The sequence below is a fragment of the Lysobacterales bacterium genome, from assembly GCA_016721845.1.
Taxonomy (GTDB): domain Bacteria; phylum Pseudomonadota; class Gammaproteobacteria; order Xanthomonadales; family Ahniellaceae; genus JADKHK01.
This window is the reverse complement of record JADKHK010000005.1, coordinates 235,001-251,939: the sequence shown is the minus strand read 5'-3', so window position 1 is coordinate 251,939 and position 16,939 is coordinate 235,001. Positions and strand designations below refer to the sequence as shown.

11 protein-coding genes and 2 rRNA genes (1 of these 13 only partly in view) are annotated in these 16,939 nt (G+C 63.3%); 4 read left to right on the top strand and 9 right to left on the bottom strand.

From position 1 onward, the window contains the following. Positions 1 to 9: 9 nt before the first annotated feature. The 5 genes from rodA to IPP28_03520 are packed head-to-tail and all read right to left on the bottom strand — an operon-like array spanning position 10 to position 5,484. Complete coding sequence (gene rodA, locus IPP28_03540) at positions 10 to 1,110, bottom strand: rod shape-determining protein RodA (GenBank protein MBL0040122.1); 1,101 nt, start codon at positions 1,108 to 1,110, stop codon at positions 10 to 12. Positions 1,111 to 1,124: 14 nt separating this feature from the next. Beyond that, positions 1,125 to 2,999, bottom strand: coding sequence for a penicillin-binding protein 2 (gene mrdA, locus IPP28_03535; GenBank protein MBL0040121.1), 1,875 nt, complete (start codon positions 2,997 to 2,999; stop codon positions 1,125 to 1,127). Further along, on the bottom strand, positions 2,996 to 3,487 hold the full coding sequence (gene mreD / locus IPP28_03530; GenBank protein MBL0040120.1) for a rod shape-determining protein MreD: 492 nt from the start codon (positions 3,485 to 3,487) through the stop codon (positions 2,996 to 2,998). Before mreD ends, mrdA begins: the two co-directional genes overlap by 4 nt. Then, positions 3,484 to 4,416, bottom strand: coding sequence for a rod shape-determining protein MreC (gene mreC, locus IPP28_03525; GenBank protein MBL0040119.1), 933 nt, complete (start codon positions 4,414 to 4,416; stop codon positions 3,484 to 3,486). Before mreC ends, mreD begins: the two co-directional genes overlap by 4 nt. 21 nt (positions 4,417 to 4,437) lie before the next feature. Further along, a complete protein-coding gene (locus tag IPP28_03520; GenBank protein ID MBL0040118.1) occupies positions 4,438 to 5,484 on the bottom strand; it encodes a rod shape-determining protein in 1,047 nt (348 codons plus the stop codon). A 150-nt stretch (positions 5,485 to 5,634) separates the two neighbouring features. Between IPP28_03520 and gatC the strand changes: the two genes are divergently transcribed. From gatC to IPP28_03500, 4 genes are read left to right on the top strand one after another with little or no spacing between them, the layout of a single operon-like run. After that, positions 5,635 to 5,922, top strand: coding sequence for an Asp-tRNA(Asn)/Glu-tRNA(Gln) amidotransferase subunit GatC (gatC, locus tag IPP28_03515; protein ID MBL0040117.1), 288 nt, complete (start codon positions 5,635 to 5,637; stop codon positions 5,920 to 5,922). Next, positions 5,919 to 7,328, top strand: a complete 1,410-nt coding sequence (gene gatA, locus IPP28_03510; protein MBL0040116.1) for an Asp-tRNA(Asn)/Glu-tRNA(Gln) amidotransferase subunit GatA — start codon at positions 5,919 to 5,921, stop codon at positions 7,326 to 7,328. The genes gatC and gatA overlap by 4 nt, the downstream gene beginning before the upstream one ends. Beyond that, complete coding sequence (gene gatB / locus IPP28_03505; GenBank protein MBL0040115.1) at positions 7,325 to 8,767, top strand: Asp-tRNA(Asn)/Glu-tRNA(Gln) amidotransferase subunit GatB; 1,443 nt, start codon at positions 7,325 to 7,327, stop codon at positions 8,765 to 8,767. The genes gatA and gatB overlap by 4 nt, the downstream gene beginning before the upstream one ends. A gap of 30 nt (positions 8,768 to 8,797) precedes the next feature. Further along, complete coding sequence (locus IPP28_03500) at positions 8,798 to 9,733, top strand: carbohydrate kinase family protein (GenBank protein ID MBL0040114.1); 936 nt, start codon at positions 8,798 to 8,800, stop codon at positions 9,731 to 9,733. Between the two features lie 102 nt (positions 9,734 to 9,835). On the opposite strand, the gene IPP28_03495 is transcribed toward IPP28_03500, so the two are convergent. The 4 genes from IPP28_03495 to IPP28_03480 all read right to left on the bottom strand — a co-directional run. Next, complete coding sequence (locus IPP28_03495; GenBank protein ID MBL0040113.1) at positions 9,836 to 12,286, bottom strand: TonB-dependent receptor; 2,451 nt, start codon at positions 12,284 to 12,286, stop codon at positions 9,836 to 9,838. Then, entirely contained in the window at positions 12,283 to 14,358 is a 2,076-nt protein-coding gene (locus IPP28_03490; GenBank protein ID MBL0040112.1) for a sulfotransferase, read from the bottom strand. The genes IPP28_03495 and IPP28_03490 overlap by 4 nt, the downstream gene beginning before the upstream one ends. A 210-nt stretch (positions 14,359 to 14,568) precedes the next feature. Then, positions 14,569 to 14,683 (bottom strand): 5S ribosomal RNA (gene rrf / locus IPP28_03485). 110 nt (positions 14,684 to 14,793) lie between these two features. Further along, positions 14,794 to 16,939 (bottom strand): 23S ribosomal RNA (locus IPP28_03480) (it continues 724 nt past the right edge of the window).

The window sequence follows — 16,939 nt, the reverse complement described above, 5'->3', positions numbered from 1 at the left end:
GCCCCTAGCCTAGCGCCCGCGCAGGCGGTTCGCGTGAATCGACATCAGGATGCCAAAGCCGGCGAGCAGGCTGACCGCCGAGGTACCGCCGTAACTCACCAGCGGCATCGGCACGCCCACCACCGGCATCAGCCCGGCGATCATGCCGCCGTTGACCATGACGTAGACGAAGAACGTCATGCTGATCGAACCGGCCAGCAGGCGCGAATAGGTATCGCGCGCGTTCGCGGCAATCCACAGTCCGCGGCCGATGATGAACAGGTAGGCGGCGATGATCGCGATCACGCCGATCAGGCCGAACTCTTCGGAGAACACCGCGAAGATGAAGTCGGTGGTGTGCTCGGGCAGAAAGTCGAGGCGGGCCTGCGTCGAACCGAGCCAGCCCTTGCCGACCACACCGCCGGACCCGACGGCAATCTGCGACTGGATGATGTTCCAGCCGTTGCCCAGCGGGTCAGCCTCGGGATCGAGGAACATGCGCACGCGGTTGCGCTGGTATTCGTGCATGCCATGCCAGAGCACCGGCAGAGCCGCCAGCGCAGCGCCGATGATCAATGCGATGCGACCCCAGCTGAGCCCGGCGAGGAAGACCACGAACGCACCGCTGGCCAGGACCAACAGCGCGGTGCCGAGATCGGGCTGGTCCATGATCAGTCCGGCCGGCAACCCGATCAGCACGGCGCACACGGCGAGATTGCGCCAGGTCGGCGGCAGGGCGCGGTCATGCAGGTACCAGGCGACCATCATCGGCAACGCCAGCTTGGCGAACTCCGAGGGCTGGAAGCGGATCAGCTTGAAATCGAGCCAGCGATGGGCGCCGCGGCCTTCGCCAAAGATCAGCACCGCGATCAGCAACATCACGGTGAAGGCGTAGAACCACGGCGTCCAGGTCCGGAATGCGGTCGGCGGAATGCGCGCGAACACGAACAACACGCTGAAGCCGAGGGTCAGGCGCAGGGCCTGATTCACGACCTGACCGGGGTCTTCGGCACTGGCGCTGAAGAGCACCACGAGACCCGCCGCCGCGACCGCCAGCAAGGCCGCGAGCAAGGCCAGATCGACGCGCGGCCGCTTCAGCCAGCGCGCAAGCCGGTGTTCCAGCCGCGCCATCAGATCGAAATCGATCACGGTGCCGGCTCCGGCTTCGGTCGAAGCAGGTAGGCATCGAGGATCGCGCGCGCCACCGGTGCCGCCGCCTTCGAACCACTGCTGCCATGTTCGACCACCAGCGCGACCGCGATCGTCGGCGCATCGGCCGGCGCAAAGGCCACGAACAGCGCCTGATGCCGCAAATGCTCCGGCGTGGTGTTCTCGTTGTATTCCTGATTGCCACGACGGCGCGCCCGCTGGGCGGTGCCGCTCTTGCCGGCGATGCGATAGGGCGCGTCGATGCCGAACGCGCGCGCAGTGCCGGTCGGCGAATGCATCACCGCTTCCATGCCGTCGCGGACTGCCTCCCACATTTCCGGCGCGGCAACGATCGGGGGGCCGTTCGCGGCGATCGGCACCGGTTGCGGCGGTGTATCGATGCCTGCCTGAAGGCTCATCAGCAGGTGCGGCGGATGCGACACCCCACGCGCTGCCAGCGTCGCCAGCGCATGCGCGAGCTGCACCGGCGTCACCACCCAATAGCCCTGCCCGATGCCGGCGATCACGGTCTCGCCCGGATACCAGGCCTTGCCGAAGCGCTTCTGCTTCCAGCTGCGCGAAGGCACCACCCCGGAGGGCTCGCCGGTCAGGTCGAGACCGGTCGGCGCACCGAAGCCGAAAGCACGCATCTCGGGTTCCATGCGATCGATGCCGGTGTCGACCGCGAGATCGTAGAAATAGGTATTCACCGACTGCGCCAGCGCCTCGCGCAGATTCACCGTGCCATGGCCGCCGCGCTTCCAGTCGCGCCAGACCGCGTTCTGTCCGGGCAGGCGGTATTCGCCGCTCGACCAGATCGTGGTTTCCGGCGTGCGCAACCCGAGCCGCAAGCCCATGAGGCCGATGAACGGCTTGATCGTCGAACCCGGCTCGTAACCGCCGAGTACGGCACGGTTGTAGAGCGGCCGCTGCACGGCATTCAGCAGATCGGCGTAATCGCGACGCGAAATGCCGTTGACGAACAGATTCGGATCGAAGGCCGGCTGCGACACCATCGCCAGCACTTCGCCATTGCGCGGATCGATCGCGACCGCAGCGCCGGGGCGTCCGGCAAAAGCCGCCACGGTCGCCCGCTGCAGGTGGGCATCGATGCTCAGGCGCAAATGCTGGCCCGGCTTCGACGGCACGCGCCCGAGCACGCGCAGCGCGCGGCCTTCGGCATTGGTTTCGATGCGTTCGTAACCGACGTCGCCAAGCAGCAGGTCTTCGTAGTAGCGCTCGATGCCGGTCTTGCCGATGTGCGTGGTCGCGCTGTAGCGCGCCTCTTCCAGGCGCTCGCGGTCTTCGCTGTCGATGCGTCCGACGTAGCCGATGACATGCGCGAAATCACTGCCCTGCGGATAGAAACGGGTCAGATAAGGCACCACTTCCACGCCCGGGAAACGATGCCGCTCGAGCGCGAAGCGCGACACTTCCTGCTCGCTCAACGCATAGCGCAGCGGAATGTTGTGGAAGCGCCGCTTGACCTTGCGAAGCGCCTCGAACTGGTCGCGATCGTCGGCCGAAATCGCGATCACCTGACCGAGCCGCTGCAAGGTCTCCGCGACATCGCCGACCTGCTCCGGAATCAGCTCCAGACGGTAATCGAGGATGTTCTCGGCCAGCAGCACCCCGTTGCGGTCGTAGATCAGGCCTCGACTCGGCGGCAACGGTTTGAGCTTGATCCGGTTTTCGTCGGCACGGCCGCTGAATTCGTCGTGGCGCAGCACTTGCAGCCAGACATAACGGGCCACCAGCACCGCAAGGCAGATCGCGATGATCAGGAAACCCTCGGCAGCCCGGACGCGGAACAGGTTGGACTCCTGCACCGGATCCTTCACCGCACGCCTGCTGCGCCCGAACCTGATCATGCGTCGCGTTGCCGTCCGCGCGAACGCAGATCATCGAGCAACAGGAAGATCCAGGGCCACAGCGCCGCACCGACCAGCGGCGCCAGCCAGTAGCGCCAGTCGATCGCGAATTCGCCGGCGATCGCACGCAGCAGCAGCACCACGATGCGGTCGTTCAGCAGCAACGCACCGACCGCCAGCGCCTGCTGCCACATCGGAAAGAACCGCATGCGCGAGCGAAAACGCAACACGATGAAGCTGATGATCGCGAGTCGGAACGCGTGCTCGCCCAGCACCGTGCCGATCAGCACGTCCTGCAGCAGCCCGAGCAGGAATGCAAAGCCGATGCCGTAGTGCTCGGGCGCTTCGATCGTCCAGTAGATGACGATCAGGGCCAGCCAGAACGGACGCAACACGCGCAACGGCTCGGGCAGGGCGATCAGGGTCAGGACCGAAGCCAGGACAATGCTGAGCAGCAACCAGGCGGTCAATGATCGGCTGCGGCTCATGGCGATTCCTCGACCGGCGCACCGGCGCCCAGACCTTCGGGCGGCCCGACGAACTCGCTGTCCGGTGCCGGCAAGGGGCTCAGGGCCAGGGCTTCGTCGCTGACCAGCAGCAGTTCGGCGGCATTGGAGATCCCTGCGAGCGGGCGTGCTTCCGCCACCGCAAAAGTTGCACTGTTGTCGGTCTGCACTTCGTACACGATCGCGACCGGAAGACCCGGCGGGAAGCGCCCGCCGATGCCGGACGTGACCAGCAAGTCGCCCACCTTGATGTCGGCACTGAACGGGACATGCGGCAATTCCACGCGCGCAGGGTCGCCGCTGCCATAGGCGATCACGCGCAGGCCGGTGCGTTGCACGCGCACCGGCACGGCATGACTGGGATCGCTCAGCAGGATCACGGTCGCATGCTCCTGCTCGACGTCGAGCACCTGCCCGACCAGTCCCTTGGCATCGATCACCGCTTCACCGACGAAGACCCCATGCATGCTGCCCTGGTTGATCAGGATGCGGTGCCGGTACGGATCGAGATCGACATCGATCAGCTCGACCAACTGCGCCTTCAGTCCGAGTTTCTGCCGCGCATCGAGCAGTTCGCGCAGGCGATTGTTCTGCTCCTGCACGATCGCCAGGCGATCGAGCTTGGCCTGCGCGAACAGCAGTTGCTTGCGCAGGTCGGCGTTCTCGGTCACCAGGCCGGCGCGCTGCACCGTCGCTTCACGTGCCGCCTTGGCGACCCGCAAGGGCGCCGTCGCGATCGTCTGCAGCGGCGCGACCACCGCGCCCGCAGCGGCGCGCGCCTGATGCAGCAGGCCGGTGCGCAAATCCACCGCCATCAGGGCGGCGGCGATCGCCAGGTAGGCCAGCAAACGCAGCGAGCCGCCCGACCCTTCCGAGAACAGCGGCGCGCCTTCAGCGCTGTAGACCGGCATGGCGAACTCCCGACGCGGCGCTTATTCCGGCGAGAAGAATTCGCTGCCGTGCAGGTCGATCAACTCGAGTGCACGGCCGCCACCACGGGCGACGCAGGTCAGCGGATCGTCGGCGACATGCACGGCGAGACCGGTCTCTTCCGAGATCAGGCGATCGAGATCCTTGAGCAGGGCGCCACCACCGGTCAGCACGATGCCGCGTTCGGCCACGTCCGAGCACAGTTCCGGCGGCGTCTGTTCGAGCGCGGCGCGGATCGCACCGACGATGCCGGCCAGCGGCTCGTGCAGGGCTTCGAGGATCTCGTTGGCATTGATCGTGAACATGCGCGGCACGCCTTCGGCGAGATTGCGGCCGGAGACTTCGATCTCGCGCACGTCCGACTGCGGGTAAGCGCAACCGATCTCGATCTTGATGCGCTCGGCCGTGGATTCGCCGATCAGGGTGCCGTGGTTGCGGCGCACGTAGTTGATGATGGCTTCGTCGAACTTGTCGCCGCCGATGCGCACCGACGCGGCGTAGACGATGCCGTTCAACGAGATCACCGCGACTTCCGAGGTGCCGCCGCCGATGTCGACGACCATCGAGCCGCGCGCCTCGTGCACCGGAATGCCGGCACCGATGGCGGCCGCCATCGGCTCCTCGATCAGGTAGACATCGCGGGCACCGGCATTCTCGGCCGATTCCTTGATCGCACGACGCTCCACCTGGGTAGAACCGTAGGGCACGCAGATCAGCACGCGCGGGCTCGGTCGCAGGAAGCGCGACTTGTGCACCTTCTTGATGAACTGCTGCAGCATCTGCTCGGCCATCGTGAAGTCGGCGATGACACCATCCTTCATCGGACGGATGGTGACGATGTTGCCGGGGGTACGGCCCAGCATGCGCTTGGCTTCCCAACCCACTGCAGCGACGGCACGGGGGCCGCCGGGACCGCGGTCCTGACGAATGGCGACGACCGAGGGTTCGTTCAGGACGATGCCCTGACCGCGGGTATAGACGAGGGTATTGGCAGTGCCGAGATCGATCGAAAGATCGTTCGAGAAGACGCCGCGCAGGCTCTTGAACATGGCGCGAATCCAGTATTTGGGGAGTGATTGCGAACGGCTCGGGCGCAAAGCGCGCACCGGGTTCGCAAATGGCGCGGGACTCTAACGCGCGCGCGCTTGTGGGACAAGGCGATTCCCCAGCAAAATGGCGGTCTTGTCACGAAGCTGCCCATGGCCCTCGAAACCGCCCAATTGCATCGTCTGGCGCATCTCGCCCGACTCGATCTGCCCGTCGAGGAAGAGATGCGTCTCGCCCGCGATCTCGACGGCTTGCTCGGCTTGATCGCACAACTGCAGGACGCGCCGGTCGCAGGCCTGGCGCCGATGGCGCATCCGCTTGACGTGGCCGCAGCGCTGCGCCCGGACATGGTGACCGAGGCCGACCGGTCCGGCGCGCTCGAACGCATCGCGCCGGAGATGGAATCCGGCCTGTTCCTGGTGCCGAAGGTGATCGAATGAGTGCGCTGACGCTGGCTTCGCAACGCGCCGCGCGTGCCGCCGGCCGAGATATCGTCGGCGACGCGCGTGCGCGTGCCGAATCCGCTGCGGGACTGAATGCGCTGATCACGCTCGGCCACGACGGGGCCCCGGCGTCCGCCGACGGCAGGCTGGCCGGCATCCCGTTCGCGCACAAGGATCTGTTCTGCACGCAGGGGCTGCGCACGACCTGCGGATCGAAGATGCTAGCCGACTTCGTGCCGCCCTATGACGCGACCATCGTCGAGCGTCTGGCTGCCGCAGGTGCCGTGTCGATCGGCAAGACCAACATGGACGAGTTTGCGATGGGCTCGTCGAACGAAAACAGCGCCTCTGGACCGGTGCTGAATCCGTGGGATACCACGCGCGTGCCGGGTGGCTCGTCGGGCGGCTCGGCGGCCATCGTCGCGGCCAATGTCGTGGCCTTCGCGACCGGCTCGGACACCGGCGGTTCGGTGCGCCAGCCGGCGGCTTTCTGCGGCGTCACCGGCTTCAAGCCCACCTATGGCCGCGTGTCGCGCTACGGCATGGTCGCCTATGCCTCCAGCCTCGATCAGGCCGGCGTGATCGCACGCTCCGCCGCGGATTGTGCCGAGGTGCTGCAGGTGATGGCCGGCCACGATCCGCGTGACGCAACCTCGGTCGACCGCCCGGTCGACGACTACCGCGCCGCGCTCGGACACGGCGTGCACGGACTGCGCATCGGCATCGCGCGCGAACTGTTCAGCGCCGGCGTGCGCGATGCCATGCAAGCGACCGTGCACGCGGCACTGCGCGAACTCGAAGCCGCCGGTGCCGTGCTGGTCGACATCGACCTGCCCGCGCTGCCGCTGTCGATCCCCGCGTATTACGTGATCGCACCGGCGGAAGCGTCGAGCAATCTCGCACGCTATGACGGCGTCCGCTACGGCCACCGCGCCGCCGAGGTGAAGGGTCTGCGCGACCTCTACAGCCACTCGCGCGCCGAAGGATTCGGCACCGAGGTGAAACGGCGCATCCTGACCGGCACCTACGTGTTGTCGTCGGGCTACTACGACGCCTACTACCTGCGTGCACAGCAGGTGCGACGACTGATCGCGAACGACTTCGCGCGCGCGTTCGACGACGTCGACCTGATCGCCGGCCCGACCACGCCCGATGTCGCGTTCAAACTGGGCGAGAAGACCGCCGATCCGCTGGCGATGTATGCCGCCGACATCAACACGGTCGCGGTCAATCTCGCGGGCTTGCCGGCGATGTCGGTACCTGCGGGCTTCATCGATGGCCTGCCCGCCGGCCTGCAACTGATCGGCCGGGCCTTCGACGAGGCCCGCCTGTTCGCCGCCGGGCATGCGCTGCAAACGCGCAGCGACTGGCATCTGGCGCTGGCCCCGGGAGCGCTGCGATGAGCGACTGGCAGGCCGTCATCGGTCTCGAAATCCACGTGCAGTTGAGCACGCAGAGCAAGCTGTTCTCGGGCGCATCCACGGCCTATGGCGCCGAACCGAACACCCAGGCGAGCTTCGTCGATGTCGCGCTGCCGGGCACTCTGCCGGTGCCGAATGTCGAGGCGATCCGCAAGGCCGCGATGTTCGGCCTGGCCGTCGGTGCCGACGTGGCCGCAGAATCGATCTTCGCGCGCAAGAACTACTTTTACCCGGACTCTCCCAAGGGCTACCAGATCTCGCAGTACGAACGTCCGATCGTGTCCGGTGGCCACGTGCTCGCGCGTCTCGACGACGGCCGCGAAATCACCGTGCAGTTGACCCGCGCGCATCTCGAGGAGGACGCCGGCAAGTCGGTGCACGATGCCTTCCATGCCGCCTCCGGCATCGACCTGAATCGCGCCGGCACGCCCTTGATCGAAGTGGTTTCGGAACCGGTCCTGCATTCGTCGGCCGAGGCCGTGGCGTACATGAAGGCGGTGCATCGCCTGGTGCGCTGGCTCGGCATCTGCGACGGCAACCTGCAGGAAGGCTCGTTCCGCTGCGACGCCAACGTCTCGGTGCACAAACCCGGTACGGCGCTCGGCACGCGCTGCGAGATCAAGAACGTCAACTCGTTCCGCTTCGTCGAAAAGGCCATCGACTACGAGATCGAACGCCAGATCCGGGCGATCGAGAACGGCGAACGCATCGTCCAGGAAACGCGTCTGTACGATGCCGCCGCGAACAAGACGCGGACCATGCGCAGCAAGGAAGACGCCGAGGATTACCGCTATTTCCCGGACCCGGACCTACCGCCGATTCGCATCACGCCCGCCGAATTCGACACGTTGCGTGCCGCGCTGCCGGAACTGCCGGATACGCGCCGGGCACGCTACATCGACACGCTCGGCCTGACCCCCTACGACGCCGACACGCTCACCGCAGACCGTGCCACCAGCGACTATTTCGAAGCCGTGCTTGTGGTGCTGCCGGAACAGGCGAAGCTGGCCGCGAACTGGGTCAACGGCGAACTGGCTGCAGCGCTGAACGAGGCGCAGATCGAGATCACCGCATCGCGCATCGTTGCCCATGATCTTGCCGCGCTGCTCGCACGCATCGTCGACGGCACCATCAGCGGCAAGATCGCCAAGGACGTGTTCGCGGCGATGTGGGCCGGAGAAGGCTCGGCCGACGCCATCATCGACGCGCGCGGCCTGCGCCAGATCAGCGATACCGGCGCGATCGGGAAGGTACTCGACGACCTGCTGGCGCAATTCCCGGACCAGGTCGAGAAATATCGCGGCGGCGACGCGAAACTGTTTCAGTTCCTCGTCGGCCAGGCCATGAAGGCGACCAAGGGCAAGGCCAACCCGGCTCAGGTCAACGAACTGTTGCGCGAACGCCTCGACGCGAGCCGCTAGACTCGCGCCCTTCGAAATCAAGGATTCATCATGTCGGCACTGATCTGCGGTTCCCTCGCCTACGACACCATCATGGTGTTCCCGGACCAGTTCAAGAACCACATCCTGCCGGACAAGGTGCACATCCTGAACGTGTCCTTCCTGGTGCCACGCATGCGCCGCGAGTTCGGCGGCTGCGCCGGCAATATCGCCTACAACCTGAAGCTGCTGGGCGGCGACCCAATCCCGATGGCCACGGTCGGCCAGGATTTCGCGGCCTATCGCGAACACTTCGACGCTTGCGGCATCACGCTCAGGCACGTCAAGGAGATCGAGGACCTGTACACCGCACAGGCCTTCATCACCACCGATCTCGATGACAACCAGATCACCGCCTTTCATCCCGGCGCGATGATGCGTTCCTACGAGAATCACGTGCGTGACGTGGCTGACGTGAAGTTCGGCATCGTCGGGCCCGATGGTTATGAAGCGATGCTGCAGAACGCGAACGAGTTCGCCGAGCTCGGCATACCCTTCATCTTCGATCCGGGCCAGGCGATGCCCTTGTTCAATGGCCGCGAGCTGTCGCAGATGATCGAACAGGCCACCTACGTGACCGTGAACGATTACGAATCGAGCCTGCTGCAGGAGCGCACCGGCTGGAGCGAGAAGGACATCGCCTCGCGCGTGCAGGCCTACCTGATCACGCGCGGCCCGAAGGGTTCGGAGGTCCACACCAAGTCCGGCATGATGCACATCCCGGCCGCGACGGCGATGCGTGTGGTCGATCCCACCGGCTGCGGCGACGCTTATCGCGCCGGCCTGATCTTCGGGCTGATGAATGGCATGGACATGGCCACTGCCGGCCGCATCGCGTCGCTGATGGGTGCGATCAAGATCGAGCACCTCGGCCCGCAGAACCAGCGCTTCGACTACGACCAGTTCGCCGACCAGTTCCGACAGCAGTTCGGTTACGCCTTGTCCTGACCACGGTCGTCGAGCATCGAACGAAAAAAAACCCGCCATTGCTGGCGGGTTTTTTTTGTTGCCCCGGCCCGTCATGCAACGGGTCGGGCGCGGCTGCAGGAATCAGAATTCCTGGGAGACGCGGATGCCGAGCGTGCGCGGCTGATTGGTCGAGATATAACGCTGCTCGCCGCAGACCGATTCCGGGCACTGCACGGAGCGGCTGAACTGGGCGCGCTCGTCGGTGGCATTCTTCAGGAAGACGTCGATGTTCCACGTGTTCCAGTTGAATCCGGCCGACAGGTCCAGCGTCGTATAGGCCGGCAGGTCACCGAGGATCGCGCGTGTCTCGAGCCGCAGGTCGGACTCACGCTTGCCTTCGTGCGAGACGGTGGCCATGAAGAACGGCTCCATCTCGCCATCCCAGCTGTAGCGCGCGCTGACATTGCCCTTGAACTTGGCACTGATCGGCAAACGCGTTCCACTCGGTGCGCCGATCATGTCGGCCGGACAAACGTCGTACAGGGACCCATCCTCCTGAGTTTCGCTGCAATAGTCGTCCGTCAGCTTGGCGTCATACATCGCGATACCGCCACTGAGGCGCAGATTGTAGGTTGCGGCCCAGGTCAGGTCGGTTTCCAGACCTCGGATCCGCGCTGCGTTTGCGTTGCGGATGTCGGTCAGCCCGTTGAGACCCAACAATGAGAACTGGAAGTTGTCCCAGTCTTCCTGGAATACGGCGCCATTCCAAATCACCGAGTTGTCGGCCCATGAGGTCTTCCAACCTGCCTCCCAGTTGGTCAGGAAGTCGGACAAATACGGCGGCAGTGTGCCGCGACGGTTGATGCCGCCCGGGCGATAGCCTTCCGACCAGGTCGCATAGACCATGTGTTCCGGATCGAACGTGTACGACAAGTTGACCCGGCCCAGCCAGTCGCTTTCGTCGGTGCTCTTCTGGAACTGGTTGCAGGGCGCGCCGTGGAAGTCTTCCCACTGCGAGGCGTCGTCACCGTACACGGCCGCACAACCGGCTTCACCGTAGCGCTGTTCCGGCGGACGTGAACTCTGCGACGAATAGCCGCGTGCAAATCCGAAGAAGCCCTGGAGGCTGTTCTCGGCCTTGAACGAGCGCACGCCGACCGTCGCGGTGAACTGCTCGGTCAGATCGTACGAGAGCTCGCCGAAGATCGCTTCGTCGTGGTCCTGGCGCACCTGCTTGGTCAGCCAGATCGTGTCTTCCCAACCGGTGACCGACAGGTCGGAGGCCAGGTCATCCACCTTGTAGCGCTGCTGGATGTCGTGCGACTGCTGTTGCCAGAACACGCCGGCGACGAAACGCAGGCGATCCTCGGCCGGTGACGCGATGCGCAATTCATGACTGCGCTTGCGGTAGCCGTCCTCGCTCTGGATGTACTGAGACGGATTCACCAGATCGCCGTTGTCATCGTAGAAATAGGTGCCGTAGCCGAACAGGGTGTCGTACCAGTAGCCGTAGTCGGAATAGTCCGACTCGCCTTCGACATCGCGCTTGAGGTGCGCGAAGGCGTAGGTCAGGTCGAAATTGCCGACCTTGCCCTGCACGGTCAATGCCAGCTGGCGCCAGTCGTCTTCGACCCGTTCCGGGTAGGTCTGGAACACTTCGAGATCGCCGACGGCTTCTTCATACCCGTAGATGCCGCGCTGCTTCTGGCGCTGGGTCATGATCGTCGGCGTCACCGACCAGCTGTCGTTGAAATCGATCTTCAAGGCGGCGCGCGCGCCGATCGTCTTGTAGTCGTTGTAGTTGTCGTTGACCAGGTCGGCGTTGTCGTCGGTAATGCCCGAGGACGGGAAGGTGCGTTCGCCGTAGACATTGTCGACGAAGCCGGCGTCGCGCTTGTCCCAGCCGACCACGCGCAAGGCCGTCGATTCATTGATCGGCAGATTGACGAAACCTTCGGTGACGAAACCGTTGCCGCCGTGCTCGACCGTGTTCACCTCGACGCCATAGCCAGCCGCAAATGCGGTCGGGTCGGGCTTGTTCGAGATCAGGCGGATGGTGCCGGCCTGCGATGAAGCGCCGTACAGCGTGCCTTGCGGGCCGGCCAGAGATTCGACCCGTTCCATGTCGTAGACATGCACGTCGAGTGCACCGACGATCGTGGTGATCGGCTGTTCGTCGAGATACATGCCGACGCTCGGCTGCGGACCGGAATGGTTGCCGTTTTCGCCGGACGCGACGCCGCGCATGTACACACGCGTGAAGCCAGGGCCACCGCTGTCGATGGATACGCTGGGCAGCAACACCGCGAAGTCATCGAAGTCGCCGATATTCAGCTCTTCCAGGGTCTCGGTGCCGAGCACCTGCAGGCTGATCGGCACTTCCTGGAGATTCTCGGTGCGCTTCTGGGCGGTCACCGTGATCGTCTCGAGAACGGCGCCATCGTCCTTCTTCTGCTCGCTCGTCTTTTCTGCGTCCGCAGCGGGCGCGCTGTCCTGGGCGATCGCGACGGTGCTGCCGATCGCCAGCCAGATCGCCGCAGCGAGCGGGGCACGCGACAATGCCGTGCGCCGTGTAAGTGTGTTGCCCCTCATGGTCCATCTCCCATCGTGTCGTGGTTGCTTCGTTGTTGCCGCCCGACCGGAAAACCGGGCGGATCGGGATAGTGTTCGAGCACGTCGCCCAAGACCGTCTTGAGTGGACCCAACCACGGCTCGAAATGTCGCCAGTGGTCGATGCCCTCGCGGTAAATCGGACGCCTCACCTGTTCCGAGCTTGCGGTGCGCACCGGCCGGTTGTTCTCGAAGAAGCGCAGGCACCGGTCCTCGAAGGCCAGGCCGCAATAGTCGAGCAGCCGTCGCACCTCGCTTTCGGTGTCATCGACCATCCGCTCGTAGATCACGCGATGCACCCGCCCCGGGAGCACGGCGTCGAAATGCGCCATCAGCTCGACGTAATCGCGGTAGTAGTGACCAAGATCCTCCAGCCCGTAGCTGAAGTTCTGACCGCGCGCAAAATACTGCTTGAACCCGGAAAAGCAGCATGCCAGCGGATGCCGGCGGGCATCGATGATCTTGGCGTTCGGCAAGATCAGGTGAATCAGGCCGACATGGAAGAAGTTGTTCGGCATCTTGTCGATGAAGAACGGCATGTCCTGCTTGCGCTGGATGCGCGTCCGTCCGAGGTAGGCAAGGCCTAGGGCGCGAATTTCATCCGCCGACTTGCGTTCGAGCGCATCGTGATAGGAACCGCGACCGCTACCGATCGACTCCTCGCGCAATTCACGCGTGATCGAAATGATTTCGGGCAGCTCCATCGTGCCCTCGACCGCGGAATGGCTCGACAGGATCTGCTCGATCAGGGTCGAGCCGGAGCGCGGCAGCCCAACCACGAAGATCGGATCGGGCTGCTCGGCCCCCCAACCCACGCGTTCAGCAAAGAAGTTGGCCGCGAACAATGCTTTCGAACGCTGCACCCTCACCCTGGCGTCGGCGGGGTCATAGGGAATCATGTCGCGGCGCAAGGCGTTGCCTTGCGCGTAGTGCGCAAACGACTCGGCATAGGCTTCGTCATCCTCTGTCGCCTTGCCCAGCGCGAACTCGAATTGCGCGCGCTGTTCCTGAGGCAAGTCGTCACGTCGCAACTGCGTCCGCATCGTCGCCACATCATTGCTGTCGAAGCGGAAGGTCTTGAGGTTGGCGAGGCTCCAGTACGCTTCGCCGAAACCAGGTTCGATGGCGATGCAGCGACGATAGGCCGCAATCGCCTCGTCGCCACGACCCGCTGTCTTCAGCGCATGGCCGTAGCTGAGGAACAACTTGGCCTGATTCGGAAACTGGCGGACCAGGTCGCGATAGATATCGATGGCCGGGCCGTAGTCGCCGGTGCGGCACAACACGGCTGCCTTCAAGTTGCTGACGCTGGCATTGCCCGGATCTTCGCGCTGCAACCAGTCGATCTGCGCCAATGCCAGCTGCGGCTTGTTGTTGCGATGCAGCAGCATCGCGTATTGCTGACGGGCCGCGGCGAACTGCGGCGAAAGTTCGAGGCAACGAGCAAGCAGGTGCTCGGCGTCATCGTGACGCCCCAGGCGTGCCGCGACCTCGGCCAGCATCCGGATCGCGGCGACATCGGTCGGCGCCTTGTAGAGACGGACGCGCAGCAGGTGCTCGGCGTCGGGTATCTGGTTCGCGCAGAGCGCCTCCGCAGCGCGCAACAGTTCGGGATCGCGCGTCGAGTGACGGAGAAATTGCGCGTAGGCGACCGCTGCACCGCGAGCGTCCTCGGTTGCACTGCAGTGGTCGGCCAACGCCAGCCAGCCGCGAACCAACCCGGGGTCAAGGTCGACGGCCCGCTTCAATGCGCGAGCCGCGATTTCGTCTTCGCCGGCGCATGCACACAACTCGCCCCACTCCAGCCAAATCGGCGCCGAGCGCGGGTACTTCTGGCGCAACGGATGCAACAGTGCGCGGGCGTGGTCCAGATCACCGATGCGACGCAAAGCGCCGGCCAATAGCAACTCGGCATCCGACTGCCCGGGAACGACACGGAGGATTTCTCGCGCTTGCTCGGCAGCCAAGGCCGGGCTCTGGCTCAGAAGGCTGCGGGCATGCGTCAACGCAACGCGCAGGTCATCCGTGGTTTCGGCAGTCGAGGCGCTCACCATGTCCTCCAAGCCGCGTGGCGGCGCAAGCGGGATTGGTCGAAGCGGCTGGATCGCACGGCGGGACTCTTGTTAATTCTTCGTCAACGTCGTCTCAGAACATCACACGACACCGGGGTTGTCAATTGCGACATTTGACGATCTGTTCGTGCGCCCGATCCGGAAAAAACAAAACCCCGCATCGAGAACGATGCAGGGTTTTGAGGATAAAGCCCTTGGCGGTGACCTACTCTTGCATCGCTTAAGCGACACTACCATCGGCGCTGCAGCGTTTCACTTCTGTGTTCGGGAAGGGAACAGGTGGGACCACTGCGCTATGGCCGCCAAGGAGACGGCTGGAGTCGCGCATGAGCGCGGACTCGCATGGGGTGATGGGACGTAACAAGGTAAGAGGCTTGCTTCGATGTGTCATCGAGGCGTAAAGCGTCTTGAGGTTATAGGGACAAGCCACACGGATCATTAGTACAGGTTAGCTGAACCTCACGGTCTTACACACCCTGCCTATCAACGACGTAGTCTTCATCGTTCCTTTAGGGGACTTGTGTCCCGGGATATCTCATCTTGAGGCGAGTTTCCCGCTTAGATGCTTTCAGCGGTTATCTCTTCCGTATTTAGCTACCCGGCAATGCCACTGGCGTGACAACCGGAACACCAGAGATACGTCCACTCCGGTCCTCTCGTACTAGGAGCAGCCCCTCTCAAATATCCAACGCCCACGACAGATAGGGACCGAACTGTCTCACGACGTTCTGAACCCAGCTCGCGTACCACTTTAAATGGCGAACAGCCATACCCTTGGGACCGACTACAGCCCCAGGATGTGATGAGCCGACATCGAGGTGCCAAACACCGCCGTCGATATGAACTCTTGGGCGGTATCAGCCTGTTATCCCCGGAGTACCTTTTATCCGTTGAGCGATGGCCCTTCCATACAGAACCACCGGATCACTATGACCTACTTTCGTACCTGCTTGATCCGTCGATCTTGCAGTCAAGCGAGCTTATGCCATTGCACACACTGCGCGATGTCCGACCGCGCTGAGCTCACCTTCGTGCTCCTCCGTTACTCTTTAGGAGGAGACCGCCCCAGTCAAACTACCCACCATACACGGTCCCTGACCCGGATTACGGGCCTAGGTTAGAACGTCAAGCACATCAGGGTGGTATTTCAACGTCGCCTCCATCCAAGCTAGCGCCTGGACTTCAAAGGCTCCCACCTATGCTACACAGACGAACTCAACGTTCAGTGTAAAGCTGTAGTAAAGGTTCACGGGGTCTTTCCGTCTTGCCGCGGGAACGCTGCATCTTCACAGCGATTTCAATTTCACTGAGTCTCGGGTGGAGACAGCGCCGCTGTCGTTACGCCATTCGTGCAGGTCGGAACTTACCCGACAAGGAATTTCGCTACCTTAGGACCGTTATAGTTACGGCCGCCGTTTACCGGGGCTTCGATCAAGAGCTTCGCTTGCGCTGACCCCATCAATTAACCTTCCGGCACCGGGCAGGCGTCACACCCTATACGTCCACTTACGTGTTTGCAGAGTGCTGTGTTTTTGATAAACAGTCGCAGCGGCCTGGTCACTGCGGCCCAATATCGCTCAGTGATGCATATCACCACGATACTGGGCGCACCTTCTCCCGAAGTTACGGTGCTATGTTGCCTAGTTCCTTCACCCGAGTTCTCTCAAGCGCCTTGGGATTCTCACCCTGCCTACCTGTGTCGGTTTACGGTACGGTCCTCGTGATCTGAAGCTTAGAGACTTTTCCTGGAAGCGTGGCCTCGGTGACTTCGTTCTAATGAACTCGTCTCGGTGCTCGGTGTAGAGGGTCCCGGATTTGCCTAAGACCCACACCTACCGCCTTTCCCCGGGACAACCAACGCCCGGTACACCTAGCCTTCTCCGTCATCCCATCGCAATCACGAGCGGTGCTGGAATATTAACCAGCTTTCCATCGACTACGCATTTCTGCCTCGCCTTAGGGGCCGACTCACCCTGCGCCGATGAACGTTGCGCAAGGAAACCTGGGGCTTTCGGCGTGCGGGCTTTTCACCCGCATTATCGTTACTCATGTCAGCATTCGCACTTCTGATACCTCCAGCAGCCTTTACAAGCCACCTTCGCAGGCGTACAGAACGCTCCTCTACCACGCACATTGCTGTGCATCCCTAGCTTCGGTATACCGCTTAGCCCCGTTAAATCTTCCGCGCAGGCCGACTCGACCAGTGAGCTATTACGCTTTCTTTAAAGGGTGGCTGCTTCTAAGCCAACCTCCTGGCTGTTTTAGCCTTCCCACATCGTTTTCCACTGAGCGGTAATTTTGGGACCTTAGCTGAGGGTCTGGGTTGTTTCCCTTTTCACGACGGACGTTCGCACCCGCCGTGTGTCTCCCATACAGTCCGTCTTGGTATTCGGAGTTTGCAATGGTTTGCTAAGTCGCGATGACCCGCTAGCCATAACAGTGCTCTACCCCCAAGAGGATACATATGAGGCGCTACCTAAATAGCTTTCGAGGAGAACCAGCTATCTCCAGGTTCGATTAGCTTTTCACTCCTAGCCACACCTCATCCCCTACCTTTGCAACG

Coding starts and splice junctions, on each gene's coding strand:
- IPP28_03520 (MBL0040118.1), bottom strand. CDS start 5,484: ATGTTCAAGAGCCTGCGCGGCGTCTTCTCGAACGATCTTTCGATCGAT.
- IPP28_03490 (MBL0040112.1), bottom strand. CDS start 14,358: ATGGTGAGCGCCTCGACTGCCGAAACCACGGATGACCTGCGCGTTGCG.
- mreD (MBL0040120.1), bottom strand. CDS start 3,487: ATGAGCCGCAGCCGATCATTGACCGCCTGGTTGCTGCTCAGCATTGTC.
- IPP28_03495 (MBL0040113.1), bottom strand. CDS start 12,286: ATGAGGGGCAACACACTTACACGGCGCACGGCATTGTCGCGTGCCCCG.
- IPP28_03500 (MBL0040114.1), top strand. CDS start 8,798: ATGTCGGCACTGATCTGCGGTTCCCTCGCCTACGACACCATCATGGTG.
- mreC (MBL0040119.1), bottom strand. CDS start 4,416: ATGCCGGTCTACAGCGCTGAAGGCGCGCCGCTGTTCTCGGAAGGGTCG.
- gatB (MBL0040115.1), top strand. CDS start 7,325: ATGAGCGACTGGCAGGCCGTCATCGGTCTCGAAATCCACGTGCAGTTG.
- mrdA (MBL0040121.1), bottom strand. CDS start 2,999: ATGATCAGGTTCGGGCGCAGCAGGCGTGCGGTGAAGGATCCGGTGCAG.
- rodA (MBL0040122.1), bottom strand. CDS start 1,110: ATGGCGCGGCTGGAACACCGGCTTGCGCGCTGGCTGAAGCGGCCGCGC.
- gatA (MBL0040116.1), top strand. CDS start 5,919: ATGAGTGCGCTGACGCTGGCTTCGCAACGCGCCGCGCGTGCCGCCGGC.
- gatC (MBL0040117.1), top strand. CDS start 5,635: ATGGCCCTCGAAACCGCCCAATTGCATCGTCTGGCGCATCTCGCCCGA.